This window comes from Microbacterium sp. 22179 (assembly GCF_052045715.1).
In the GTDB taxonomy this organism is placed as follows: domain Bacteria; phylum Actinomycetota; class Actinomycetes; order Actinomycetales; family Microbacteriaceae; genus Microbacterium; species Microbacterium galbinum.
Genome location: NZ_JBQEPJ010000003.1, coordinates 73,147 through 98,436, shown reverse-complemented (window position 1 = coordinate 98,436; position 25,290 = coordinate 73,147). Strand labels below are relative to the sequence as shown.

The 25,290-nt window shown below is 70.4% G+C and carries 26 protein-coding genes; 24 read left to right on the top strand and 2 right to left on the bottom strand.

Annotation, left to right across the window (positions count from 1 at the left end):
* Window positions 1-269: 269 nt before the first annotated feature.
* On the top strand, window positions 270-1,622 hold the full coding sequence (locus ACTJKK_RS08190; RefSeq protein WP_247624583.1) for an MFS transporter: 1,353 nt from the start codon (window positions 270-272) through the stop codon (window positions 1,620-1,622).
* Window positions 1,623-1,778: 156 nt separating this feature from the next.
* Here ACTJKK_RS08190 and ACTJKK_RS08185 read toward each other — a convergent pair whose 3' ends face one another.
* Window positions 1,779-2,789: a LacI family DNA-binding transcriptional regulator gene (locus ACTJKK_RS08185; RefSeq protein ID WP_247633888.1), complete on the bottom strand. Its 1,011-nt coding sequence runs from the start codon at window positions 2,787-2,789 to the stop codon at window positions 1,779-1,781.
* Between the two features lie 198 nt (window positions 2,790-2,987).
* On the opposite strand from ACTJKK_RS08185, the gene ACTJKK_RS08180 reads away from it, so the two are divergent.
* The 22 genes from ACTJKK_RS08180 to ACTJKK_RS08075 all read left to right on the top strand — a co-directional run bounded on the left by ACTJKK_RS08180 (window position 2,988) and on the right by ACTJKK_RS08075 (window position 22,864).
* The gene (locus ACTJKK_RS08180) at window positions 2,988-3,758 is read left to right on the top strand and encodes a LamB/YcsF family protein (protein WP_336641794.1); all 771 of its coding nucleotides are present in this window, start codon (window positions 2,988-2,990) and stop codon (window positions 3,756-3,758) included.
* Complete coding sequence (locus ACTJKK_RS08175) at window positions 3,755-4,477, top strand: 5-oxoprolinase subunit B family protein (RefSeq protein ID WP_440747603.1); 723 nt, start codon at window positions 3,755-3,757, stop codon at window positions 4,475-4,477. The genes ACTJKK_RS08180 and ACTJKK_RS08175 overlap by 4 nt, the downstream gene beginning before the upstream one ends.
* Window positions 4,474-5,502: a biotin-dependent carboxyltransferase family protein gene (locus ACTJKK_RS08170; protein ID WP_440747602.1), complete on the top strand. Its 1,029-nt coding sequence runs from the start codon at window positions 4,474-4,476 to the stop codon at window positions 5,500-5,502. The genes ACTJKK_RS08175 and ACTJKK_RS08170 overlap by 4 nt, the downstream gene beginning before the upstream one ends.
* Window positions 5,499-6,290: an SDR family oxidoreductase gene (locus tag ACTJKK_RS08165; RefSeq protein WP_247956862.1), complete on the top strand. Its 792-nt coding sequence runs from the start codon at window positions 5,499-5,501 to the stop codon at window positions 6,288-6,290. Before ACTJKK_RS08170 ends, ACTJKK_RS08165 begins: the two co-directional genes overlap by 4 nt.
* Window positions 6,291-6,321: 31 nt before the next feature.
* Complete coding sequence (locus tag ACTJKK_RS08160) at window positions 6,322-7,008, top strand: 4-carboxy-4-hydroxy-2-oxoadipate aldolase/oxaloacetate decarboxylase (protein WP_440747601.1); 687 nt, start codon at window positions 6,322-6,324, stop codon at window positions 7,006-7,008.
* Complete coding sequence (locus ACTJKK_RS08155) at window positions 7,005-8,237, top strand: aspartate transaminase (RefSeq protein WP_440747600.1); 1,233 nt, start codon at window positions 7,005-7,007, stop codon at window positions 8,235-8,237. Before ACTJKK_RS08160 ends, ACTJKK_RS08155 begins: the two co-directional genes overlap by 4 nt.
* Complete coding sequence (locus tag ACTJKK_RS08150) at window positions 8,234-9,298, top strand: D-2-hydroxyacid dehydrogenase (RefSeq protein WP_247624591.1); 1,065 nt, start codon at window positions 8,234-8,236, stop codon at window positions 9,296-9,298. The genes ACTJKK_RS08155 and ACTJKK_RS08150 overlap by 4 nt, the downstream gene beginning before the upstream one ends.
* A 16-nt stretch (window positions 9,299-9,314) precedes the next feature.
* Window positions 9,315-10,082 carry a glucose 1-dehydrogenase gene (locus tag ACTJKK_RS08145; protein WP_336641798.1) on the top strand — a complete coding sequence of 256 codons (768 nt, stop codon included), beginning with the start codon at window positions 9,315-9,317 and terminating at the stop codon, window positions 10,080-10,082.
* Window positions 10,082-11,119 (top strand): zinc-binding dehydrogenase, encoded by a 1,038-nt coding sequence (locus tag ACTJKK_RS08140; RefSeq protein ID WP_440747599.1) that lies wholly within the window; start codon window positions 10,082-10,084, stop codon window positions 11,117-11,119. The genes ACTJKK_RS08145 and ACTJKK_RS08140 overlap by 1 nt, the downstream gene beginning before the upstream one ends.
* Complete coding sequence (locus ACTJKK_RS08135; RefSeq protein ID WP_440747598.1) at window positions 11,119-11,652, top strand: gluconokinase; 534 nt, start codon at window positions 11,119-11,121, stop codon at window positions 11,650-11,652. The genes ACTJKK_RS08140 and ACTJKK_RS08135 overlap by 1 nt, the downstream gene beginning before the upstream one ends.
* Window positions 11,649-12,377 (top strand): hypothetical protein, encoded by a 729-nt coding sequence (locus tag ACTJKK_RS08130; RefSeq protein WP_440747597.1) that lies wholly within the window; start codon window positions 11,649-11,651, stop codon window positions 12,375-12,377. Before ACTJKK_RS08135 ends, ACTJKK_RS08130 begins: the two co-directional genes overlap by 4 nt.
* Window positions 12,378-12,434: 57 nt before the next feature.
* Window positions 12,435-14,213, top strand: a complete 1,779-nt coding sequence (locus ACTJKK_RS08125; protein WP_281731264.1) for a DHA2 family efflux MFS transporter permease subunit — start codon at window positions 12,435-12,437, stop codon at window positions 14,211-14,213.
* Between the two features lies 1 nt (window position 14,214).
* On the top strand, window positions 14,215-14,670 hold the full coding sequence (locus tag ACTJKK_RS08120) for a MarR family winged helix-turn-helix transcriptional regulator (RefSeq protein WP_247624597.1): 456 nt from the start codon (window positions 14,215-14,217) through the stop codon (window positions 14,668-14,670).
* A gap of 66 nt (window positions 14,671-14,736) precedes the next feature.
* A complete protein-coding gene (locus tag ACTJKK_RS08115) occupies window positions 14,737-15,246 on the top strand; it encodes a MarR family winged helix-turn-helix transcriptional regulator (RefSeq protein WP_440747596.1) in 510 nt (169 codons plus the stop codon).
* 83 nt (window positions 15,247-15,329) lie between these two features.
* Window positions 15,330-15,821: a hypothetical protein gene (locus tag ACTJKK_RS08110; protein WP_440747595.1), complete on the top strand. Its 492-nt coding sequence runs from the start codon at window positions 15,330-15,332 to the stop codon at window positions 15,819-15,821.
* A 153-nt stretch (window positions 15,822-15,974) separates the two neighbouring features.
* Entirely contained in the window at window positions 15,975-16,601 is a 627-nt protein-coding gene (locus ACTJKK_RS08105) for an MSMEG_1061 family FMN-dependent PPOX-type flavoprotein (protein WP_247624599.1), read from the top strand.
* An 18-nt stretch (window positions 16,602-16,619) separates the two neighbouring features.
* Complete coding sequence (locus ACTJKK_RS08100) at window positions 16,620-17,546, top strand: PDR/VanB family oxidoreductase (protein WP_440747594.1); 927 nt, start codon at window positions 16,620-16,622, stop codon at window positions 17,544-17,546.
* Between the two features lie 189 nt (window positions 17,547-17,735).
* Window positions 17,736-18,842 carry a DUF4241 domain-containing protein gene (locus ACTJKK_RS08095; protein WP_440747593.1) on the top strand — a complete coding sequence of 369 codons (1,107 nt, stop codon included), beginning with the start codon at window positions 17,736-17,738 and terminating at the stop codon, window positions 18,840-18,842.
* Between the two features lie 115 nt (window positions 18,843-18,957).
* The gene (locus ACTJKK_RS08090; RefSeq protein WP_336641806.1) at window positions 18,958-19,914 is read left to right on the top strand and encodes an ABC transporter substrate-binding protein; all 957 of its coding nucleotides are present in this window, start codon (window positions 18,958-18,960) and stop codon (window positions 19,912-19,914) included.
* 7 nt (window positions 19,915-19,921) lie between these two features.
* Complete coding sequence (locus ACTJKK_RS08085; RefSeq protein WP_440747592.1) at window positions 19,922-21,025, top strand: iron chelate uptake ABC transporter family permease subunit; 1,104 nt, start codon at window positions 19,922-19,924, stop codon at window positions 21,023-21,025.
* Between the two features lie 4 nt (window positions 21,026-21,029).
* Entirely contained in the window at window positions 21,030-22,082 is a 1,053-nt protein-coding gene (locus ACTJKK_RS08080) for a FecCD family ABC transporter permease (protein WP_404597383.1), read from the top strand.
* The gene (locus ACTJKK_RS08075; RefSeq protein ID WP_440747591.1) at window positions 22,079-22,864 is read left to right on the top strand and encodes an ABC transporter ATP-binding protein; all 786 of its coding nucleotides are present in this window, start codon (window positions 22,079-22,081) and stop codon (window positions 22,862-22,864) included. Before ACTJKK_RS08080 ends, ACTJKK_RS08075 begins: the two co-directional genes overlap by 4 nt.
* A 25-nt stretch (window positions 22,865-22,889) precedes the next feature.
* Here the strand turns inward: ACTJKK_RS08075 and ACTJKK_RS08070 are convergent, their stop codons facing one another.
* A complete protein-coding gene (locus ACTJKK_RS08070; RefSeq protein WP_440747590.1) occupies window positions 22,890-23,918 on the bottom strand; it encodes a LacI family DNA-binding transcriptional regulator in 1,029 nt (342 codons plus the stop codon).
* 128 nt (window positions 23,919-24,046) lie between these two features.
* On the opposite strand from ACTJKK_RS08070, the gene ACTJKK_RS08065 reads away from it, so the two are divergent.
* Complete coding sequence (locus tag ACTJKK_RS08065; protein ID WP_247633909.1) at window positions 24,047-25,282, top strand: amino acid ABC transporter substrate-binding protein; 1,236 nt, start codon at window positions 24,047-24,049, stop codon at window positions 25,280-25,282.
* Window positions 25,283-25,290: the final 8 nt, after the last annotated feature.

The following is a 25,290-nucleotide window of genomic DNA, read 5'->3' as shown; positions in this document are numbered from 1 at the left end:
ACGCGGGGTTGAGAGCGGGCAATCCTTGGCAAATCTCGTGGCAAGTTCGTGACGATCACATGACGCACCCATCGAAAAAGCGCGGTATCACAAGGAACGCGTGGCACATCTGTGGCACATCGCTTGTCTTGTCGGATCGGCGATCCATACAGTTCCCTCAAGCGAGCGAAAGCGCCGCCCATGAATCAGCTAGCGGACCCGCGCACCCCCGACATCGGCGCCTGACGCTCGATCGTGGTACCTGTTGAGAGTCCGCCAATGGAGGCGAAATGACGAATACTGCAATTCCCAAGAAGACGCCCGCGAAGGCGGCCATCGCTTCCTGGGTCGGTACGACCCTGGAGTACTACGACTTCGCCGTCTACGGCACGGCCGCAGCGCTCGTGCTCAATCAGCTGTTCTTCCCCCCTGAGCTCCCCGAGGGTGTGCGCGTGCTGCTCAGCATGATGACGCTCGCGGTCGGCTACGTGGTCCGCCCGCTCGGCGCCTTCATCCTCGGCCCGCTCGGCGACCGCTTCGGCCGTAAGTTCGTCATGATGCTGACGCTGTTCGGCATCGGCATCTGCACGTTCATCATCGGCTGCCTGCCGACCTTCGAGCAGATCGGCGTCCTCGCCCCGATCCTGCTGGTGGTCATCCGCATCATCCAGGGCCTGTCGGTCTCGGGCGAGCAGGCCAGCGCGATCTCGATGAGCCTCGAGCACGCGTCCGACAACCGCCGCGGCTTCACGACGAGCTTCGTCACGAGCGGTTCCGCCTCGGGTGGCCTGCTCGCGACCGCCGTCTTCATCCCCTTCGCGGCGCTGCCGACCGAAGACCTGCTCGGCTGGGCCTGGCGCATCCCGTTCTGGCTCTCGGCCGTCGTCGTCGTGGTCGCGTACCTCATCCGCCGCAACCTCGAAGAGCCGCCGTCGTTCGTCGAGACCCAGGCGATCAAGGCGCAGCTGCCGCCGATCAAGCAGGTGCTGCGCTTCCACTGGCGCACGATCATCCGCGTCGCCGCCTGCGCCATGATCGCCGGCGTCAGCTACCTGTTCGCCACGTTCTCGGTCGCCTTCGCGACCACCGGATACGGCCTCGACAAGTCGACCATGCTGTGGGTGCCCGTGCTCGCCAGCCTGCTCGCCCTGCTCTACACGCCGTTCGCCGGGTACATCTCCGACCTCATCGGCCGTAAGACGGTCTTCATCATCGGAGCCGTGGGCGCCGGCGTCACGACCATGCCGTACCTGTGGGCGATCAGCGAGGGCAACTGGCCGCTGATCTTCACCCTCGGCATCCTCTGCAACGGGTTCTTCTACTCCACGGCCAACGCCGCGTGGCCCGCGTTCTTCGCCGAGATGTTCCCGAACCGCGTTCGCGTCTCGGGTCTCGCGGTCGGCACGCAGATCGGCTTCGCGATCGCCGGTGCCATCGGCCCGGTGGCCTCCACGGCGCTCGCCGGAGAAGACCTGCAGAACTGGTTCGGACCGGCCCTCCTCGGACTGGGACTCATGGCGATCGCCGTGATCGCGGCGCTCACCGCGAAGGAGACCCGTCGCTACTCGCTCGACGAGGTCGACGACGTGCAGCAGACCCAGAAGGAGAAGGACGCGGTCACCGCGTCGATCCTCGTCCCCTGACGACGGATGCCTCGAGGGCCCGGGATGCTTCGGCATCCCGGGCCCTTCGTGCTCACCGGGAAGCCGTGAGGGGTCAGGACACGCCGCAACGCGGCATCCGTTCAGGGCGTGTCTTGACCCCTCGCGGAGAGAAGGCGGAGGGGGAGGGAGCGGGCGTCAGGCCTTGCGGGGGCCGGTGGATGCCCGCACCGTGAGGTGCGCCGAGATGTGGTCGATGCGGTCGGAGCGATCGCGGGTCGCGAAGCGGCCGATCAGCATGTCGACCGCGGCGCGACCGGCGCTCTCACCCGGCGACGTGACGGTGGTCAGCGGCGGGTGCGAGAACGACGAGCCGAAGATGTCGTCGCAGCCGACCACGCTGAGGTCGTCGGGGATCGAGACGCCGAGCTGGCGGAACCGGTCGAGCGCCCCGATCGCGAGCACATCGTTGAAGAAGATGCAGGCGGTCGCGCGGGTGAGCACGACGGCATCCGCTGCGGCCGCCCCGTTCGCGAGGGTCACGTGGTAGCGGCCGACGGCGACGAGGTCGACGCCGTCCTCCTCGGCGGCAGCCGTGATCGCGTCGAAGCGCGTGCCGTCGGTCCAGGAGCCGTGCGGGCCGCGCACGTAGGCGATGCGGGTGTGTCCGAGCGAGTGCAGGTAGTGCACCGCCTGCGCGAGGCCGGCGGGGGTGTCGATCACGACGCCGGAGAGCCCGGGGGACTGGCGGTTGATCACCACGGTCGGCGCGATCTGCGCGACCGCGCGCAGGGCCTCGTCATCGATGCGCGGCGATGACACGACGATGCCGTCGACGGTGCGGGCGAGCTCGCGCAGCCACTGCTCCTCCATCGGCAACGACTCCTCGGTGCTGACGAGCAGGTGCAGGTAGCTCGCCGCCCGGATCTGCGCCTGAGCGCCCCGGGTCACGTCGAGGTTGAACGGGTTGGTGAGGTTCGGGAGCACGAGCGCGATCGTGCCGCGCGCGAGGCGGTTCTCGGCGGCGGGCAGGAGCGCCGAGGTGTAGCCCATCTCCTGCGCCTTGCTGGTGATGCGCTCGTACATCGCCGGGCTCACGCGGTTGGGGTTTGAGAGGGCGCGCGAGACCGTCGAGGGGGCGACGCCGAGCGCCTCGGCGATCTCGGTGAGGGTGACGCGGCGCTGCACGCGGCGGGCGGGAACGGCCATGGCTCGATGGTAGCTAAGCGGCGTCGTGATCGGTACCCATTGCTGGCACGGATTTTGCCAATCGACCGAACCGGATGCCCGATAATCACGGGATTCGAGCGAGGTATCCGGCACGGAAGCGGCACGATCCTGCACCCTCCGGTGCCGACCGTCCTAGCCTTTTCCCGACGGCGGAATCGACGACGAGAGGAGCTGGCGATGACCCGCAGGATCGACCTGGTCGCTGACCTGGGTGAGGGCTTCGGCCCGTGGCGGATGGGCGACGACGCCGCCCTCCTCGACGTGCTCACCTCGGCCAACATCGCGTGCGGCTTCCACGCCGGCGACTCGCAGATCATGGACGAGACCGTCCGCGCCTGCGTGCAGCGCGGCGTCGGCATCGGCGCCCACCCCTCCTTCCCGGATCTGCAGGGCTTCGGGCGTCGCGACATGGGCCTCACGGCCGACGAGGTGCGCACCGACGTGCTCTACCAGTTCGGTGCGCTGCAGGCGATCGCCGCCTTCCACGGCACACAGGTCACCCATCTCGCCCCGCACGGCCGGCTCGGCAACCTCGTCGCGGTGCGCGAGGACTACGCGGATGCCGTCGCCACCGCCGCCGCGCGCCTCGACCCCGAGCTCATCGTGCTCGCCCAGGACGGCAAGCTCGCCGACGCCGCCCGGGCCGCGGGTCTGCGCGTGGGCATCGTCGGCATCGCCGACCGCGCCTACGAGGACGACGGCACCCTGGTGCGCCGCACCGAGCCGGGCGCCGTGATCCACGACGCCGAGGAGATCCGTCGGCGCACCGTGCGGATGGTCGTCGACGGCGTGATCGAGAGCCGTAACGGCGTGCTCATCCCCGTCGCCTGCGACACGGTGCTCGTGCACGGAGACACCGACGGCGCGGTGGAGCTCGCCCGTCAGATCCGCGCGGGCCTCGAATCGGCGGGCGTCGAGATCGCCCCGCTCGCGGACTGGCTGGAGTGAGCGCCCCCATGTCATCGGCATCCGTCGTCATCTCGCCCAGCGGCAACTCCGCGCTGCGCGTCGCCAGCACCCTCGCCGACCGCGAAGCGGGCTGGCGCCTCGTGCACCACCTGGCCCGTTTCGTCGACGCGGCCCACGTGCCCGGCGTCGAGTGCGTCATCCCCACCTACGACGCGGCGCTGATCGAGATCGATCCCGCCGAGGTGTCGCTCGAGCGCCTCGGCGAGTACCTCGCGCACGTGGTCGACAGCCTCGATCACGACCGCCCGCTCACCGACAGCCCGCGCACCTTCGACGTGCCGGTGCTCTACGACACCGACGGCGAGCTCGACCTCCGCACCGTCGCCGATGCCCAGGGCCTCAGCGTCGCCGACGTCATCCGCCTGCACTCCGAACCGACGTACGTGGTGCGCTGCCTCGGTGCTCCCGGCGGCTCGCCCATGCTCGACGGCCCGCCGTTCCCCCTGCCCGTTCCGCGTCTCGCGAGCCCGCGGGCGCACGTGCCGCAGGGCGTGGTGTCGGTCGCCGGACGCCAGGCGACGATCACCCCGGCCGCGGCCCCCGGCGGCTGGCCGCTCATCGGGCGCACGCCGCTCGTCGTGCTCGACCTCGCGGCCGAACCGTTCGTGCCCTACGAGCCCGGCGACCTGATCCGCTTCCGCGCGATCGATCAGGCGGAGTACGACGCCCTGCTCGGCACCCGGATGGTGGCGCTGTGAACGCCGGGGCGGGGAACGCGCATGCGGTGAAGGCCGGGGCGCTGACGGTCATCGAGGCCGGATCCACCCAGGTGACCGACCTCGGCCGTCGCCGGGGTCCCCGCTTCGGGGTGCCGGTCAACGGCGCCCTCGATCAGCGCTCGGCCCGGATCGCGAACATCCTCGTCGGCAACCCCGAGGCCGCCCCGGTGCTCGAGATCACCGCCCTCGACGCCGAGTTCGTCGCCGACATCGACATCCTCATCGCGGTCTCGGGCGCCGACGGGCACCTCACCGTCGACGGCGTCGGCCGGCCCGCGAACCAGCCGGTCTCGGTGCGCGCGGGCGAGGCGATCGCCCTGCGGCAGATCCAGGGCGGGTTGCGCTCCTACCTCGCGGTGCGCGGGTCGTTCGACGTGCCGCAGCTGCTCGGCAGCTGCGCTCCCGACTCGGTGCTCGGCTTCGGCGGGCGCCTCGTGGTCGGCGAGCGGATCGCGCTGCGCACCGCCACGGCACCGGTCTTCAACGCGCACTTCACGGCCGAGCTCTACGACCTCGACGTGCCGCGACTGCCCACGGGCTTCATCGTCGACGTCACCGACGGCCCCGACCTCGACGACTTCGCGGGTACCGCCGACCGACTGTTCGCCCAGCCCTATCTGGTCACCCCGAAGAGCAACCACATCGGACTGCGCATGACCGGGCCGCTGCCCGAGCGGCGGACGCACGGCGAGGTGCTCTCGCGCGGCGTTCCCGTGGGGGCGGTCGAGGTTCCGCCGGGCGACGAACTGCTCGTGCTGCACCGCGGGCGGGGCGTCACCGCCGGGTACCCGGTGCTCGCGGTCGTCACCTCCGGCTCGCTCGATGTGCTCGCCCAGGTGCGCCCGGGGCAGCACCTCCGCTTCCGGCGGCTCTCGGCATCCGATGCCGCGGCCCGTGCCCGCGCCGAGCTCGTCGAGCTCGAAGCGCTCCGCCTTCGCGTCCGCTCCGTCTTCGACGCGCTGGACGCCCTCTCCACAGCCACCACCGGAAGGACCCTCCTATGACTTTCTCCGACTACCGCACCGCCGTCGTCACCGGCGCGACGAGCGGCGTGGGCCGCGGCGCGATCGACCTCTTCCTCGCGAAGGGTCTCACCGTGCACGCGATCGCCCGCGACGAGCAGAGGCTGGCGGCCCTCGCCGAGAAGGGCGTGATCACCCACGCGCTCGACGTGCGCGACACCGCCGCCCTCACGCGTGCGCTCGACGGGGTCGAAGCCGACATCGTGCTCAACAGCGCCGGCGTCAGCCGCGCGGGCAACATCCTCGACGCCTCGGCCGACGACCTCGACGACCTCGTCGAGGTCAACCTCACGGCGGTCATGCAGATCCTGCGCCTGCTCTACCCGGGCATGGTCGAGCGCGACCGCGGCCACGTGCTCAACATCTCGTCGATCGCCGGGCACTACAACTTCTTCGGCCACACGGCCTATCACGCGACCAAGGCCGCCGTGCACCAGCTGTCGCGCCAGCTGCGCAACGACGCCCTCGGCAAGCGGGTGCGCGTCACCGAGCTGAGCCCGGGCCGCATCGAGACCGAGATCTTCTCGCGCAACCTGGGCGGCACGCCCGAGACAGATGCCGCCGCCTGGGCGACCTACTACGAGGGCTTCGAGTCGCTCACGGTCGACGACATCGTCGCGGCCATCGACTACGCGGTCGACGCCCCCTCGCACGTGAACATCGGGCTCATCGAGCTCATGCCCACCTTCCAGGTGCCCGGAGGACTCACCTTCGACCGCCGCGACGCCGAGCTCGTGCAGTCCGCAGCGACCGCCGCGAGCGCCGAGTAAACGAGAACGCAGAGTAAAGAGGAACGACACCATGGTTCACGTCACCACCAAGATCGAGCGCGCCGAGGCATCCGACATCGCCCGTCTGGGCGAATTCACCGCCGCGACCATCCACGAGGCCCAGGGCCGCCGCGGCGCACTGAACTCGAACATCACGCCCATCGACCGAGACATGTCGTTCGTCGGCTCGGCGTTCACGGTCGTCTGCGCCCCGCGCGACAACCTCATGCTGCAGGTCGCCATCCACTACGCGCAGCCCGGCGACGTGCTCATCGTCTCGGCGGGCGAGTTCGCCGAGGCCGGCATGTTCGGCGATGTGCTCGGCAACGCCTGCAAGGCCAAGGGCATCGCGGCGCTGGTGACCGACGCCGGTGTACGCGACACGCAGGAGCTGCGCGAGCTGGGCCTGCCCGTCTTCTCGGGCAGCGTCTCGATCAAGGGCACGGTCAAGGAGACCCTCGGGGCGCTCAACCAGCCCGTCGTCTTCGCGGGCGAGCTGATCCGCCCCGGCGACATCGTCAAGGGCGACGCCGACGGCATCGTCGTCGTGCGCCGCGAAGAGGTGCGCGAGGCGGCCGAGCTGTCGGCGGCGCGCGACGCGCACGAGGCCGAGCTCATCACGAAGTACTGGGCCGGCGGCACGACCATCGAGCTGTGCAACCTCACCGCGGTGCTCAAGGCCAAGGGCCTCACCTCGGACATCGAGGACGCATCGTGACCGCCAGCACCGAGACCCCCGCGTCGTCGTTCCGCGCCGCCGAGCGCCTCGGACGCATCAAGCCCTCGCCCAGCACGGCGGCCGCGGCACGCGTGCGCGAGCTGAAGGGTCAGGGGCGCAGCATCCTCGACCTCACCGTCGGCGAGCCCGACTTCGACACCCCCGCGCACATCAAGCAGGCCGCGATCGCGGCCATCGAGGCCGGCGAGACCAAGTACACGCCCGTGAACGGGACGCCCCGGCTACGCCGGGCGATCCGCGGTGCGCTGCAGCGCACGCACGGCATCGAGTACTCGGATGCCGAGATCACGGTCGGCGGCGGAGGCAAGCAGGTCATCTTCCTCGCGCTCATGGCGACGGTGGATGCCGGCGACGAGGTGCTCATCCCCGCGCCGTACTGGGTGTCGTACCCCGACATGGTGCGCGCGAACGAGGGAACCCCCGTGATCGTGCCGACGTCGGCCGAGAACGGCTACAAGGTCACGGCCGCGCAGCTCGAGGCAGCGATCACCGACCGCACGACCTGGCTGATCCTGAACAGCCCGGGCAACCCGAGCGGCGCGATCCACACCGAGGAGGAGCTGTCGGCCCTCGCCGAGGTGCTGCGCCGCCATCCCGCGGTGTCGGTGCTCTCCGACGAGATCTACAGCGAGATCTCGTTCACGGGCACCCCCGCCCCGAGCCTCGCCGCGGTCGCCCCCGACCTGCGCCACCGCGTGCTCGTGGTGTCGGGCGTCTCGAAGTCGTATGCGATGACGGGCTGGCGCCTCGGCTATGCGGCGGGCGACCCCGCCCTCGTCGGTGCCATCAACACGCTGCAGTCGCAGACCTCCTCGTGCCCGTCGTCGATCAGCCAGGCCGCCGCGGCCGCCGCGCTCGAGGGTCCGCAGGACTTCATCGCCGAGTCGGTGCCGGTGTACCGCGAGCGTCGCGACGTCGCCGTGGCGGGTCTCCGCGCGATCGACGGACTCACCCCGCTCGTGCCCGACGGCGCGTTCTACCTCTACGTCGACTGCGCGGGACTCATCGGCCGCACCACCTCCGAGGGAAAGGTGCTCGCCGACGACCAGGACGTGACGTTCTACCTGCTCGATCAGGCCGGCGTCGCCGTGATCCAGGGTTCCGCCTACGGCAGCTCGCCCTTCTTCCGCATCTCGTTCGCGACCGACCTCGGCACCATCACCGCCGCGGTCGAGAAGATCGCCGAAGCCGTGGCGGCGCTGCGATGAGCGACGCCACGGCCAGCGACCGCCTGCGCGTCGTCGTCGCCGCGCCCCTCGCCCCCGAACTGTGCGACCTGCTGGTCGCCCGCGAGCCTCGCATCGACCTCGTCGTCGATCAGACGCTGCTGCCGCCAATGCGGCATCCCGCCGACTTCTCCGGCGACCCGTCGTTCCGTCGCACGCCCGAGCAGCAGGCCGCCTACGAGGCGCTGATCGACTCGGCCGAGGCGCTGTACGGCATCCCCGACGTCGACCCCGCCGCCCTCGCCCGCACGGTGCGCGCCAACCCGGCACTGCGCTGGGTGCACACGATGGCCGCCGGTGGTGGCGGTCAGGTGCGCGCCGCGCAGCTCACCGACGACGAGCTGCGGCGGGTGACCTTCACGACCTCGGCCGGTGTGCACGGCGATGCGCTCGCCGAGTTCGCGGTGTTCGGCGTCTTCGCCGGGGCCAAGCACCTGCCCCGGCTGCAGCGCCAGCAGCGCGAGCGCGAGTGGAGCGGCCGCTGGGTCATGTCGCAGGTCGCCGACCAGACGGTGCTCGTGCTCGGTCTCGGCGGCATCGGGCAGGCCGTCGCACGCCAGCTCGCCGCCCTCGGCACCACGGTCATCGGCACCTCGCGCAGCGGGGCATCCGTTCCGGGTGTCTCGCGCGTCATCCACCCGGACGACGTCGCCGAGGTGCTGCCCGAGGTCGACGCGGTCGTGGCGACCCTGCCCGGCACCGATGCCACGCACCACCTCGTCGGCCGCGACTTCTTCGCCGCGCTCCGCCCGGGCGCGACGCTCGTCAACGTCGGACGCGGCACGGTGATCGACGAGGCCGCCCTGCTCGAGGCGCTCGACGCCGGAACCGTGGGTTTCGCCGCGCTCGACGTGTTCGAGGTCGAGCCGTTGCCGTCGGACAGCCCCCTGTGGTCGCACCCCGACGTGCTGGTGAGCCCGCACACCGCGGCGCTCGACGCCCGAGAAGACGGGCGCATCGCCGAGCTGTTCGCCGACAACGCCACCCGCCTCCTCGACGGCACGCCACAGCGCAACGTCGTCGACACCATCGAGTTCTACTGATCGGGACGGAGCATCCATGAGCACCCCCTTCGACCTCACCGGGCGTCGTGCCCTGGTCACCGGTTCCAGCCGCGGAATCGGGCTCGCGATCGCGCGCTCGCTGCTCGAGGCCGGCGCCCACGTCGTCGTGCACGGGCGCGACACCTCCACGGTGGGCGAGACGGCGGACGCCCTCGCCCGGGACTTCGGAGCGGATGCCGTCTCCACGGCGGTCTTCGACGTCACCGCCGAGGAGGCCGTGATCGACGGCATCCGCGGGATCGAGGCCGCCGGCCCCCTCGACATCCTCGTCAACAACGCGGGCCTGCAGCACCGGGAGCCGCTGCTGGAGGTGAGCCTCGAGAACTGGGAGCGCGTCATCCGCACCGACCTCACCAGCGCCTTCCTCGTCGGGCGCACGGCCGCCCGTGCGATGGTGGCGCGGGGGAGCGGTGCGATCGTCAACATCTGCTCGGTGCAGACCGACCTCGCCCGCCCGACGATCGGGGCGTACACCGCCGCGAAGGGCGGGCTGCGCAACCTCACCAAGGCGATGACGGCGGAGTGGGCGGGCAGCGGCGTGCGCGTCAACGGCGTGGCCCCCGGGTACATCCGCACCGAGCTCACGCAGGCGCTCGTCGACGACCCCGCGTTCAACTCCTGGGTGCTCGGACGCACCCCGGTCGGGCGCTGGGGCGAGCCGGAGGACATCGGCGGTGCCGTGGTGTGGCTCTCGTCGGACGCCTCGCGCTTCGTGTCGGGCCAGGTCGTCTTCGTCGACGGCGGAATGACGGCGGTCGTCTGATGGCCGCCGCGCTCCACGCCGTCGTGATCCACGAGGCCGGCGACCTGCGCATCGACCCGATCGCCGAGCCCGTGCCCGCCCCCGACGAGGCCGTGATCGACATCGTCTATGGCGGCATCTGCGGGTCCGACCTGCACTACTGGAAGCACGGAGCCGCGGGGGAGTCGATCCTGCGCGCGCCGATGGTGCTCGGGCACGAGGTGGTCGGCGTGGTCCGGCGGGCCGCCGCCGACGGCAGCGGCCCGTGGGAGGGTGCGCGCGTCGCCGTGCATCCCGCGACTCCGGCGCAGGAGCACGTCCGGCATCCGATCGACCGCCCCAACATCGCGGGCGGCGGGTACCTCGGCTCGGCCGCGCGCTTCCCGCACCGCGACGGCGCGTTCGCGCACCGGGTCGCGATGCCCACGCGGATGCTGCGCACCCTCCCCGAGGGGATCGACCTGCAGGAGGCGGCGCTCATCGAGCCCGCCAGCGTCGCCTGGCACGCCGTCAACCGGATCGGCGACGTCTCCGACCTCTCGGCGCTCGTCGTCGGATGCGGGCCGATCGGACTGCTCGCGGTCGCGGTGCTCCGGGCCCGAGGCGCGCGGCACATCACCGCCGTCGATCTGCACGAGCGCCCGTTGCGCATCGCTCGGGAGCTCGGGGCCGATGTCGTGCTGCAGCAGCCCGATGCCGCCGATGTCGCGGCGATCGACGCCGACGTGGTGATCGAGTCGTCCGGCAGTCCGCAGGGACTCGACACCGCGATCCGCGGGGCCGCCCGTGGCGGCGTGGTCGCGATGGTGGGGCTGTTGCCCAGCGGTCCGCAGCCCGTGCAGGTCGCGCTCGCGATCGCCCACGAGCTCGACCTCCTCGGCTCCTTCCGCTTCAACGACGAGATCGACGAGGTGATCGCGGCGCTCGCCGACGGCACGCTGCGCATCGCGCCCGTGATCAGCCACGTCAAGCGCTGGCGCTCCGCCGCCGACGCCTTCGCGACCGCCGCCGATCCGACGGTGTCGAGCAAGGTGCTGCTGCAGTTCGGGAAGGCGTGATGACCGTGTTGACCGCCTCCCGTCCGCTCATCGTGGTGATGGGCGTCGCCGGCTCCGGCAAGTCGACCGTCGGTGCCGCCCTGGCCGACCGGCTGCGGCTGCCGTTCGGAGACGCCGACGACCTGCATCCGTCTGCCAACGTCGAGAAGATGTCCCAGGGCATCCCGCTCACAGATGAGGATCGCGCCCCCTGGCTCGACGCCGTCGGCGAGGAGATCGCCCGGCATCGCGTGCCGGGGCTCGTGATCGCCTGCTCCGCGCTCAAGGTCGCCTACCGCGACGTGCTGCGAGCGCACGCGCCCGAGGTGTTCTTCCTGCACCTCGAGACCACCAAGCGCGTGCTCGCCCAGCGGATGCTGGTGCGCTCCGAGCACTTCATGCCGCTCGCGCTCCTCGACTCGCAGCTCGACACCCTCGAGCCGCTCGCGGGCGATGAGAACGGTTTCGCGATCGACGCGCGGCGCAGCGTCGACGAGATCATCGGTGCGGCAGAACGGGTGCTCCGAGCCGAACCGGCCGCCCGACGGTCATGAGCGGGCGCGCGGTCTGGGTGTCGGCGCCGCACGGCAGCGTCGCCGGTTACGAAGCGGGATGCCGCACCCGGGCGATGTGCCCGAGGGGGCCCGACTCCGACATCCTCACGTGCGCCGAAGCGGCGCTGCGGCGGCGCGGCGACTACCGGCTGGCGCGGATGCCGCTCGATCAGCCCGTGCCGCGCTCGGGCGACGTCGACGAGGTCGTCGTCTCGCCGGGCGGTGTGCGCGAGGTGCACGGCACGCCCTGGGGCTATGCCCGCGGATGCCGCGACCCGCAGTCGTGCCCGAACCGGCGTCTGGGCGCGGTGACCTGCGCAGAGTCGCGTCGTCGCTACGTGCACGACTACGTCTCGCGCCGGGCGGCGGGGGAGGGGGCGCCGATCGATCACGGCACCCCGAACGGTTACTTCATGGGGTGCCGTGACAGGCGCCTGTGCCCGCGCGGCGATGACGGCGTCTCGTGCGCCGAGGCGCGGGCCGAGCATCGACGCAGCCTCGCCCGAGCGGCCGGAGTCGCGCCGCGGGCCGAGACCCTCGACTCCGGGGCGGCGGCCGCGCGTATCCGCGACCTGCGCTCGCGCGGCTGGTCGCTGCGGCGGATCGCGGCCGCGACGGGGTGCGGACGCACGACGATCGCGGAGCTCGCCGTGGAGGACGGCCCGGTACGGCGTCGGGTCACCGCCGACACCCTGCAGCGGATCCTGGGGGTGGCCGCGGGGTAGATCGCAGGGCGGGTGGTTGCATCCCGTCAACAGTTGCACTTTTGCAACTAACGGCGTATGGTTGACACTTATCAACTTTCTACGCTGGAGCGTTCCCCTGTGACAACCATCTCTTCACCCGCGCACGACACCGTGCGCTCACCGCGCGAGGTCTTCACCGCGATCTCCGGGCTCGTCGTCGGCATGTTCGTCGCCGTGCTCTCGGGCACCGTCGTGTCGACCTCGATGCCGGTCATCATCGCCGACCTCGGCGGCACGCAGTCCCAGTACACCTGGGTCATCACCGCGAGCCTGCTCGCCACCGCCGTCTCCACCCCGATCTGGGGCAAGCTGGCCGACCTCGTCGACCGCAAGATCCTCGTGCAGATCTCGCTCATCCTCTTCACGGCCGGCACCGTGATCGCCGGATTCTCGACCGACACGAACATGCTCATCGCGGTGCGCGTCATCCAGGGCATCGGCGTCGGTGGCCTCATGTCGCTCGTCATGATCGCGGTCGCCCTCATCATCTCGCCGCGTGAGCGCGGCAAGTACATGGGCGTCGTCGGCGGCATCATGGCCCTCGGCACCATCGGCGGCCCGCTGCTCGGCGGGCTCCTCACCGACGTGTGGGGCTGGCGCTCGAACTTCTTCGTCGGCGTGCCGTTCGCCCTCCTCGCCCTCGTGCTCCTGCAGTTCACGCTGCACCTGCCCAAGCCGCAGCGCGACAGCAAGGTCTCGATCGACTACTTCGGCATCGTGCTGCTCGCGGTCGGCGTCTCGACCCTCCTCATCTGGGTCTCGATGGGCGGCAGCCAGTTCGAGTGGGACTCGTCGACGAGCATCATGCTCGCCGTCATCGCCGGCGTCGCGATCGCCGCGTTCATCACCGTCGAGTTCTTCGTCAAGGAACCGATCGTGCCGATGTCGCTCTTCCGCAACCGCACCTTCACGCTCTCGGTCATCGCGTCGATCGCGATCGGCGTGTCCATGTTCGCCACCTCGGTGTTCCTCGCGCAGTACTTCCAGCTGGCCCGTGGCGCCACGCCGACCGAATCGGGTCTCATGACGATCCCGATGATCATCGGCCAGATGGGTGCGTCGATCATCATCGGCCAGCTCGTCAGCCGCTTCGGCAAGTGGAAGGGATGGATGCTCACGGGCTCCGTGCTCACCACGATCGGCGTGAGCCTGATGTCGACGCTGCGCTACGACACCCCGTTCCCGCTGGTGGCCGTGTACATGTTCGTGCTCGGCGCGGGTCTCGGCATGGTCATGCAGAACCTCACGCTCATCGTGCAGAACGACACCGCCCCGCAGCAGCTGGGTGCGGCCTCGTCGAACGTGAACTTCTTCCGCACGATCGCCGGCACCATCGGCGTCACCGTCATGGGCTCGCTGCTCTCGACGAGCGTCGCCGGGTACATGACCGACTCGCTGAAGGACTTCGTGCCGTCGACGCAGGACGAGATCGACGCGTTGCAGCACCTCGCCTCGGGTGACGTGCCGAAGGTCGGTCAGCTGCCCGACACGATCCGCGCGATCGTCGAGGGGGCCTACGGCCACGGCATCGCGGATGCCTTCATCATCGCCATCCCGCTCGCGGTCATCGCCGTCATCGCGATCGCGTTCCTCAAGAACAAGCCGCTGTCGACCAAGAATGCCGCGGAGCAGCTGCGCGAGCAGGCCGAGGAGTCGGTGCTCGAGGTCTCCGAGGCCGAGGTCGGTGCGACGATGTCGACCGGTGCGATCCGCATCGCGGGCACGGCATCCGCTTCTCCCTCCTCTCCGTCTGCTCCGTCGACCGGTTCGGTGACGACCGTTCTCGAACGCGACGGCCGGGAGTCGAGGGGCTGAGATGATCGGCTCGGATGCCGTCGCATCGCCCGACGCGGAGACCGCGCTGGGTGACCTGCAGACGCACCTCAACCTCATCTTCGCCCGCACGCGGACGCTGTGGCGGGAGTCCGCCGCCCGCATCTCGCCCGAACTGCAGGTGGGCGGCTACAAGCTGCTGACCTTCATCGATCGAGCCGGCTCCGTCAGCGCGCACGAGTTGGCGGAGCGGTTCGAGATGGACAAGTCGGTGGTGAGCCGCCAGGTGCGGATGCTCGAAGATCTCGGTCTGATCGAGTCCCGCCCCGACGAGCGCGACGGGCGCCTGCGGGTGCTGACGGCGACGCCGTCGGCCTGTGCGGCGCTCGCCGAGCTGCGCCGCGACCACGGTGTGCGGCTGCGCGCGGTGGTCGCCGAGCTCACACCCGAGGAGATCCACGCGGCATCCAAGGTCTTCCGGCTGCTGTCGGAGGTCTGACGCACGAAGCCCCGCCGGGCGGTCGACGGCGGGGCTTCGTCGTGCGCCGCCGTTAGGCTGGCGATCATGAGCGCCTCGACCGACGAACCCGCCCGCGAGGGCGCGCCCGCCGCGCAGTCCGCCGCGCAGCCCGCGGCGCAGCCCGGCAGCGTCGACATCGATCAGGCGGTCTCGCGCGTCGAGCACGAGCTGGGTCGGCTTTTCGCGCGCATCCGGGTGAGCTGGCGCGAGGCGGCGACCACCGTGCATCCGGATCTGCAGCCCCTCGGCTACCAGGTGCTCACGTCGATCGCGACGGGCAAGGCGACCTCGGCCGGCGCGATCATCGAGCGCCTGCAGACCGACAAGTCGGCGGTCAGTCGGCACGTGCGCCAGCTCGAGCAGCTGGGACTGGTCGAGAGCGTTCCCGACCCCGACGATCGCCGGGCCCGTGTGCTGGTCGCCACCGATCTCGCGCAGGAGCGGGTCGCGCTCGCCCGCTCCCGCTACGAGGCGCGCCTCGCCGAGCGGCTGAGCCGCTGGTCGGCCGAAGACCTCGATCGGTTCTCGGAACTGCTGGCCGCCTTCGGCGACTGAGGCCCGGCTCGTCCGCCGGGGTGGGCGGAGCCGACTGTGGATAACTCGCGACGTCGCGACCGCCGTTCGATTACCCTCTGCCCATGACCCATTCTCGAATGCCGCTTCGTGCTGCCCTCGCCGCCGGCGCCGTCCTGACCGTTCTCGTCACGGGCGGGTGCGCCGCCGCCGACGCCTCGTCGGATGACGCGTCGGCTGCTCCGACCACGTCCGCTGCTCCGGTGGCCGAGACCGCCGCCGGCACCGACGAAGACTCGTGTGCGGGCTTCGGCGACGTCATGACGATCATGCACAACGTCGGTGCAGCGGTGCACGACGGGCGGATGACCGAGCAGGAGAAGTCGGGATGGTACGGGCTCGCGACGCGTGTGCTCGATCGCGTGCCGGCGTCGGGGGAGGGGCCGATCTCGGAGTCCCTGACCGCTCTCAAGGAGTCGGCGCCGGCTGTCGCGCCCGGAGGTGGCGGGTCGACGGGTATCGAGTCCGACGCGTGGAACACGGCCGGCACCGAACTGCGGGAAGCGTGCGAGGCCGAGGGCTTCGATGTCTCGGCCGAGGGCTTCATCGGCGGTTGAGTGCCCGCGGCGCATCCGTCCTCCGCGGAGGACGAGCCGCGATGAGCGCCCACCCGTCTCGTCCGCCGGGGTGGGCGCTCAGCACAGCCGGTGGGGGTGACGCTGTGGCGTCGCGACGGTGACGACCGGCATCCGCCTGGCTAGCCTGGAGGGATGGAGAGCTTCGACTTCCCCTCCGTCGATCTGGCCTACCTCAGGTCGACGCTCGGCGAACCCGAGGCGCCGACCACGCAGAAGATCACGAACTTCCTCGACGAGAACTGCCTGACCTTCCTCGCGCACTCGCCGTTCTGCAGCCTGGCGACCGCGGATGCCGCGGGCAACTGCGACAGCTCGCCGCGCGGTGACTATCCCGGTTTCGTGCGGGCGCTCGATCCGCGCACGCTGGTGATCCCCGACCGGCTCGGCAACAAGATCGCCGACTCGATGACCAACATCATCGACAACGGACACATCGGACTGCTGTGCTTCGTGCCGGGCATGACCGAGACGCTCCGCATCAACGGCACCGCGACCGTCACGAACGACCCCTCGCTGCTGGCGATGCTCGAGCAGGACCATGCGGTTCCCGATCTCGCGATCGTCGTGCGCACCGAGCAGGTGTACCTGCACTGCGGGCGGGCGCTCGTGCGGGCGGGTCTCTGGGACGCCGAGATGCAGGACCTCGCCGAGGAGGTGCCGACCTCGGGCACGATCTGGGCGAGCATGTCGGGCTTCGATCCCTCGGTCGGCGACGTGATCGACGACGCGATGGCCGGCGCCTACCGGAACCTGTACTGAATGCGGTCCCGTGCGGGGATGCTCCCCCTCGTCGTGAGCGAGATCGTCCGTGAGACGCCCTCGATCGTCAGCATCCGCCTGGCCGCGCCCGACGGCACCGCGCTGCCGCCGTGGCAGCCGGGGGCGCACGTCGACGTGCAGCTCATCACGCGACACGAGCGCCAGTACTCGCTGTGCGGCGACCCCGCCGATGCGCACGGCTATCGGATCGCCGTGCTGCGCGAGGAGTTCTCGCGCGGGGGCTCGCACTACATCCACTCGTTCCTGCGGGTGGGGAGCCGGGTGTGGGTGCGCCCGCCCCGCAATCTCTTCACGCTGTCGGATGCCCCGGCGTACCACCTGCTCGCGGCGGGCATCGGCATCACGCCGATCCTGGCGATGGCGCGGCACCTGGCCGCCGAGGATGCCGACTGGCGGATGACGTATCTGGTGCGTCGGCGCGAGGACGTCGCGTTCGCGGACGATCTCGCTGCCCTCGGCGATCGCGTCACGATCCATGTCGGCACCGAGGCCGGGCGGCTGGATCTGGCCGAGCTCTACGCCGGCCTCGCGCCCGGCACCGCGGTCTACGCCTGCGGGCCGCAGCGCTTCGTCGACGCGCTCGACGACCTCGCGAGTGCCCTGCCCGGCGGTGCGAGTCTGCACGTGGAGCGCTTCGAGCCGAAGCCGCGCGAGTTCCGGCCGAACGAGGCGTTCACCGTGGTCTGCGCGGGCAGCGACGTCACGGTCGAGGTGCCCGCCGAGCGTTCGATGCTCGGCGCGCTGCAGAGTGCGGGCGTGCCCGTCGAGGGCTCATGCCTGCGCGGCATCTGCGGCTCCTGCGCGGTGACCGTGCTCGACGGCATCCCCGAGCATCGCGACTCGCTCACCGGTGACGACGCGTCGATGACGATGTACCCGTGCGTCTCGCGGGCGCTGTCGCCGACGCTCGTGATCGACGCCTGAGGCGGAGCTGCTCGCCTCCGCGCCGCCTCCCCGCTGCCTCCGCGATGGGCGGAGAACTCCGTGTCGGGCGGACTTTTCTCGCGCACGCATCCGCCCGACGCCGAGAACGCCGCCCATCGCGGGGGTGAGGAACGAATTCGCGGCGGCGAGCCGTGCTGACCTCAGACGCCCCTGGTGGAGAATCGTGCGATGTGGACACCGTGGAAGAGGAACAAGAGGTCGGCTGCGGCGGCCAGTGCCGAAGAACGCGTGAAGTGGTTCCTCGCCGACTATCAGGCCCAGTGGCGAGCTGCGGGACCACTGCATGATCGCGCGGACCAAGCCGACAAGGTGTTCGACGTCTTCTTTCCCCAGTGGGCGGAGATGCTCGAACCGGTGAAGCGTCGGCATTTCATGGAATCCTCTCCGCGGGAACTCGGCGGGAGCTTCGGCGGGGAGCCCGAGTACGCCTCGACGGACGAGGACTACGTGCGCTCCGAGGTCGACGGCGACACGACCCGTGTGCTCTATGGGAATGCGGGCACAGTGCTCGAGAAGCTTCACGAGTACGTCGTGCACGCGCACGACGGCGACTTCACGATCTTCGACATCGTCGAGCACTACAGCGACCCTGCGCTGCCCTTCGTGGATGCCGCGACCATCGCTGAGCACGAGCGTCAGCGCGCAGCTGATGCGCCGTTCCGAGGGTTGCCGGAGGACGAAGTGCTTCTGGACCAGATCCGGAATTTCACGGACCGCGAGGTTCGCGATCCGGATGGAGGAGAGGCCTCGTGGACAGAGGTCACACACGTCGGACACCTCACCACCAGCAGTGGTGTTCTCTCGGTGTCGGACTTCGGGTGGGACAACGACGTTGCTCGCCCTCTCGCTCACTCGGTCAGCCCGGGAACGTACCCGATCGATCGGGTCACGGCGTTCGGTCGCAACGCCGCCGTGCGGGTCAGGTTCAGCGAGAGCGCGCCCGTCACCTGGAAGCTCGCCAATCGTGCGGGCCAGGAGAGCGATACCGTCGGCGTCGATCACGGGTGCATCTGCATCGCCGACTTCGCCGCATACTCCGCTATGACGCCACGTGAGAAGAACGCGGCGTACGGTGCACTGGACGACGCCATTCGTCCGAAGGTCCTTCAGTTCCCGCTCGCCGGTCAGAACGTCGGGTTCGCCTGTGACTCGGGGTGGGGAGACGGTTCCTACCCCGTGTACTGGGGCCTCGATTCCGCTGGACAGATCGCCCAGCTCGTCGTGGACTTCTCCGTGCTGGTGACGAAGGACGAGGGTCTATACCGTCACCTGTAACTCGCTCGGCGCTGGGCAGGGGACACGCCCGAGACTCTAGTTAGGATTACCTACCCTAACTAAATTCTTGTTACGGTCGAAGGGCTCCCCTTCCACCGACAGATTGGTCTTCGCCGTGCTCCGCCGGTCCTCTCTCGCTGCCCTCGTCGCCGCCTCCGCCCTGCTCCTCGCCTCCTGCGCCTCGACCGGAGACACCGCGGAACAACCGGAATCGGGGGAGGGCGTCACGCTCGAACACCCCTCGCTCGAGGGTCTGTCGATAGACTTCGCCGCGCAGCCCGAGAGCATCGTGATGGACTGCTACGCCTACAGCTCGCTGCACGAGTACGGCATCGAGCCCGTCGCCCTCTTCGGCTACGAGTGCGACAACCCCTTCGTGATGGGCGATGCCGACATCTCCGACATCCCCAAGATCGGCACCGACGGCGAGATCGACGTCGAGAAGCTCGCCGAGCTGCGCCCCGACGCGATCATCGGCCAGGGCACCGCCGACGGTTGGCAGTGGTTCGACGAGGACGTGAACGCGCAGATCACCCGCGTCGCCCCGTTCGTGCCGCTGCCGGGCAGCGAGACGATCGACGGTCGCATCGCCGACACCCGCACGATCGCCGCGTTCTTCGGTGCCGACGTCACCTCCGACGCCATCGTGCAGTCCGACGCCGACCTGGAAGACGCCAAGGAGGCCTTCAGCGCGGCGATCACCGGCAGCGGACTGAACATCATGCTCACCAGCCCCGCGAAGGAGATGCTGTACACCGGCGTCGGCTTCGCCCAGGCCGAGCTGCTCGAAGAGCTCGGCGCGACCATCGTCGGCGCCGACGCCCCCGAGACCGGCAACCCGTGGGGGCAGGTCGCCTGGGAGGATGCCTCGACCTACCCGGCCGACATCCTGCTCATCGAGGGCTACGGCGACGACTTCTCCTTCACCGCCGACCTGTGGGACGCGCTGCCCGCCGTGCAGGCCGACCAGCTCGGCGCCTGGAGCTCGAAGGGCGCCATGACGGCCACGACGTACGCGGCCTGGCTGAACGACGTCGCCGACCTCGTCTCGTCGTCGACGAAGGTCTCCTGACCGTCGGATGAACCCGCAGCCCGCGGCATCCGGGCCCGCCCCGAACACCCTCGTGTCCGGGGCGGACCCGCGCCCGCCCTCGCCCCGCTCCTCGCCCGTCTCCGCCACCCGCTCCTCCGCCGGGCGGCGCTGGGTCGGGCTCGTACCGCTCGCGATCCTCTGCGTCGCAGCCCTCGCCGCCAGCATGCTCGTCGGCTCTCGTGCCGTTCCGCCGGCCGAGGTGATCCAGGCCCTCCTGCATCCCGACCCCGCCGACGCGATCTCGCAGACCGTCTGGTTCTCGCGCGTTCCGCGCACCGTGCTCATCCTCGTCGCCGGTGCCGCGCTCGGCGTCGCCGGGGCGCTCATGCAGGCCGTCACCCGCAACCCCATGACCGACCCCGGCATCCTGGGTGTGAACGCGGGGGCGTCGCTCGCCGTCGTCGTGGGGCTCGCGTTCTTCGGCACGACCGACATCTCGCAGTACATGTGGTGGTCGTTCGCGGGGGCGATGATCACCTCGGTACTCGTCTTCGTGATCGGCAACACCGGCACCGCCCGCGGCAACCCCGTGCGCATGACCCTGTCGGGCGTCGCGCTCGGCGCGGTGCTCATGGGGTTCTCGTCGGCCGTGCTGCTGACGCACTCCGAGATCCTCGAGAAGATGCGCGGGTGGTCGGCGGGCACCACGGCCTCGCAGCCGCTCGAGGCGACGCTCGCGATCGTGCCGTTCATCGCCGTGGGCCTCGTCATCGCCCTGCTCAGCTCGCGCTCCCTCGACGTGCTGTCGCTGGGCGAGGCATCCGCCGTGGCGATGGGTGCGCATCCGAACCGCATCCGTCTCGTCGTGCTCGTCGCGATCGCCCTGCTCGCGGGCGGCGCGACGGCCGCGGCCGGGCCCATCGGCTTCCTCGGGCTGCTCGCCCCGCATCTCGCGCGCATGATCGTCGGCCCGCACCAGGGGTGGATCCTCGCGTACTCGGTGCTCATCGCGCCGACCGTCATGGGGTTCGCCGATGTGCTCGGCCGCGTCATCACCGCGGGTGAGGTGCCGGTGGGTGTCGTGACCGCGTTCATCGGAGCGCCCGTGCTCATCTACATGGTGCGGCGCTTCCGCGTCTCGGAGGTGTGAGGCGATGACCGATCTCGACTTCGGCCGACGCGTGCACCGCATCGGTCCGCGCTCCCGCCCGTTCCTGCTCGTCGACGCGCGCTCGGCCCGCATCTGCGCAGGACTCTGGATCGCGATCGTGCTGCTCGCCGTCTTCGCCGTGTTCTCGGGCTCCGCGCAGATCACCCCGATCGAGGCGCTCGCGGCGCTCGTCGGCCAGGGCGACGCCTACACCTCGATGGTCGTGCTCGAGTGGCGCGCGCCGCGCATCCTCATGGCGGTGCTGCTCGGCGCGTGCCTGGCGATGAGCGGCGCGATCTTCCAGAACCTCACCGGCAACCCGCTGGGCTCGCCGGACGTGATCGGATTCCAGACCGGGTCGTACACCGGCGCGATCGTCGTGATGCTGCTGCTCGGCGGCGGCTCGGTCGAGACCATGGCCGGGGCGCTCGCCGGGGGTGTGGCGACCGCGTTCCTCGTGTTCCTGCTCTCGTCGAAGCGCGGAGCGGTGCGCGGGGTGCGGCTCATCATCGTGGGGATCGCGGTCAGCGCGATGCTCGCCTCGGTGAACGTGTGGATCCTGCTGACGGCGACCGTCGAAGACGCGATCATGGCGAGCCTGTGGGGTGCCGGCAACCTGTCGGGCGTCTCGTGGGCGACGTTCCTGGGGGCGTTCGGCGGATCGGCGGTCTTCCTGATCGCCGCGATGGCGTTGAGCAGACCGATGCGATTGATGCAGATCGGGATGCCGTTCGCCACCGCCCTCGGCCAGAACGTGCGCGCGGTGCAGGTGGCGGCGATCGTGATCGGCGTCGGACTCACCGCCCTCGCCACGGCGACCGTCGGACCGATCTCGTTCATCGCGCTCGCGGCCCCGCAGATCGCGCGCCGGGTGGTGCGCTCCGACGGCCTCGCGCTCGGCCCGACCGCCGCCGTGGGGGCGCTGCTGCTGCTCCTCGCCGATGTCGTGGCGCAGCGCATCCATCCCGATTCCCCGCTGCCCGTCGGCATCGTCACGGTGTCGATCGGCGGACTGTACTTCCTGTGGCTTCTCCTGCGAGAGGGAAAGAAGAGATGACCCGACTGATGGTCGACGGGGCCGCGCTCGGCTACGCCGACAAGCTCGTGTGCGCCGATGTGTCCGTCGAGATCCCCGACGGCGCATTCACCGTGATCGTGGGGCCGAACGCCTGCGGCAAGTCGACGCTGCTCAAGAGCCTGACCCGGCTCCTGCCCCCGACTCGGGGGCGCGTGCTGCTCGACGGCAAGAGCCTGCACGATCTGCCCACCAAGCACGTGGCGCGCGAGGTCGGTCTCCTCCCGCAGGGGCCGGTGGCGCCGGACGGCATCCGCGTCGTCGATCTGGTCACGCGGGGGCGGTACCCGCATCAGCGCCTGTTCGCGCCGTGGTCGCCCGAGGACGAGGCCGCCGTCGCCGAGGCGATGGACGCCACCGGCATCCGTCAGCTGTCGGGTCGGATGGTCGACGAGCTCTCGGGTGGGCAGCGGCAGCGCGTGTGGATGGCGGTGGCGCTCGCGCAGCAGACGCCGATCCTGCTGCTCGACGAGCCGACGACCTATCTCGACGTCAGTCATCAGATCGAGCTGCTCGAACTGTGCCGCACCCTCAACCGCACGCAGGGGCACACGCTCGTCGCCGTGCTGCACGACCTCAACCAGGCCGCGCGCTACGCCGATCACGTGATCGCGATGAAGGACGGCGAAGTGGTCGCGACCGGCGCCCCCGGTGAGGTGATCACCGAGGCGCTGGTGGCCGACGTGTTCGGGCTCGACGCGCGGGTGATCGCCGATCCCGAGTCGGGGAGCCCGCTGGTCGTGCCGCGCTGGCCGCACGGCTGAGTTCCGCGGCCCTCGGCGAGGGGCGTCAGCCGCGCGGCGGCGCCGTCGACGCGCGCACGATCAGCTCGTGCGAGGTGCCGACGGTGCGGGCCTCGTCGCTCGCGGGGCGCAGGATCAGCGCGACGGCGTGCTGCCCCATCTCGAACATCGGGATGCGGGCGGTGGTGAGCGCGGGGGCGACGTCGGCGGCGACCGCGATGTCGTCGAAGCCGACGACCGACAGATCGTCGGGAACGCGGATGCCCTGTTGGCGCAGTTCGCTCAGGATGCCGATGGCCATGGCGTCGTTGAGGCCGACGATCGCGGTGAGGTCGCGGCCCCGGAACTCGCCGTCGACGAGCTCGCGGGCGCCGGCGATACCGCCCTCGCGCGTGAACTCCTTCGACACCACGGTGAGTTCGACCTCGGCATCCGCGATGCCCTCGCGGAGTCCGGCGATGCGATCGGCGACGGTGTTGAGCTCGAGCGGGCCGGCGACGACGCCGATGCGGCGGTGCCCGAGCGCGGCGAGGTGCGCGCCGACCGAGACGCCGGCTCGATGGTTGTCGGGCAGCACGGCGTCGATCGGCAGGTAGTGGCGGCCGATGACGGCGGCGCGGCCCCCGGCGAGCGCGAACTCGGCGAGCGCGGCGGTCATCTTCTGCTCGTGCTCGGGGTCGGCGTACCCGGAGCCCGCGATGATGATCGACCCCACTCTCTGCCGCAGCAGTGCCTGCACCTGGGCGAGCTCGCTCTCGGGGGTGCGGTCGGCCTGGGCGATCTGCACGGAGCGGTTCTCGAGGGTGGCGCTGCGGATGACGCCGCTGGCGATCTCGGAGAAGTAGGGGTCGCCGATCTCGTGCACCAGCAGACCGATGGTCGGCACGAGCCCGCCCGCCAGCCCGCGGGCGTGCAGGTTCGGTTCGTAGCCGAGCTCCTGCGCGACGCGTCGCACGTGGGCGGCGACCTCGGGTGAGATGCCCGACCCTCCGCTCATGGCGCGGGAGGCGCTCGCCAGGGAGACCCCGGCCGCCTCGGCGACGTCCACGAGTCGCGGCGTACCTGTACGCTTCACGAAAACCTCCCCCTGGAGCAAAATCGACGCTGATCGCGCTGTGGGTTGCTCTCGTTCTTCCACGCAAGTATAGTGGCGGAAGCGCTTACGAAAGCGCTTTCGCTTACGATGACGTAGGAGACACCCGCATGACTGCACGCCGCCAAGGTCGACGGATTGCCGCAGCGATCGGATCGTTGACGATCGCCGCCCTCACGGTTTCGGCCTGTTCCGGAACCGGTGACCAGGCGGAAGGGGGTGGATCGGACGACCCCATCGTCATCGGCATCTCGCTGCCGCTCACCGGCGACTTCTCGGAGCCGGGCAAGGGCGTCGAGCGGGGCTACGAGGCCTGGCGAGACATCATCAACGAGAACGGCGGACTGCTCGGTCGCCAGGTCGAGCTGAAGATCCTCGACGACCAGTCCAACGCCGACCGCGTCGTCTCGGACTACGAGTCGCTCATCGCCCAGGACGGCGTCGACCTGGTCTTCGGCCCGTTCTCGACCCGCCTGGTCGTGCCCTCGGCGCGTGTCGCGCAGGAGTACGGCATGCTCTTCGTCGAGCCGGCGGGAGCCGCGGCCGAGGTGTTCGAGCAGGGCTTCGACAACCTCTTCTACGCCGCCCCCGCGATCGCGAACGACCACTACAACAACCTCGCCGACTACCTGCTCGCCCTCCCTGAGGACCAGCGTCCCGAGACCGCGGCCGTCGCCGCGATGGACGACCCCTTCGCGCAGGGCACCGCCTACGGTCTTCGCGACAAGCTCGAAGAGGCCGGCGTCGAGATCCTCGTCGACGAGGTCTACCCGCCCAACACGACCGACTTCTCGACGATCGCGGCGAAGATCGCGCAGTCGGATGCCGACATCGTGATCGGCGGCACGCAGTACCAGGACGCGGTCAACCTGATCATCGCGCTGCAGCAGCTGAACTACCAGCCCGAGCTCGCCGCGTTCTCGACCGCCCCGACCAACCCCGAGTTCGCCGCGGCGATCGGCGGGGCGACCGAGGGCATCCTCGCTCCCACCGGCTACTCGCCCGACTCGCAGTTCCCCAGCAACATCGAGTTCGTCGAGAAGTACACCGAGATGCACGGCAACCCGCCGGCCGAGGACGAGGCGAATGCCTACACGACCGGCCAGGTCGTGGCCGCGGCCGTCGAGGCCGTCGGTTGCGCCGAACAGGGCGAGTGCCAGCAGCAGCTCATCGACTGGCTCCGTGACAACGAGGTGGAGACCGTGGTCGGACCCCTGAGCTGGGACGAGACGGGCAAGCCCACCGGCGCCCACCTCATCCAGCAGTGGGTCGGCGGCGAGATCCGCATCGTCCTCCCCGAGGACGTCAAGGAGACCGACTTCCTCTTCCCGAAGCCGACGTGGTGATCCGCACA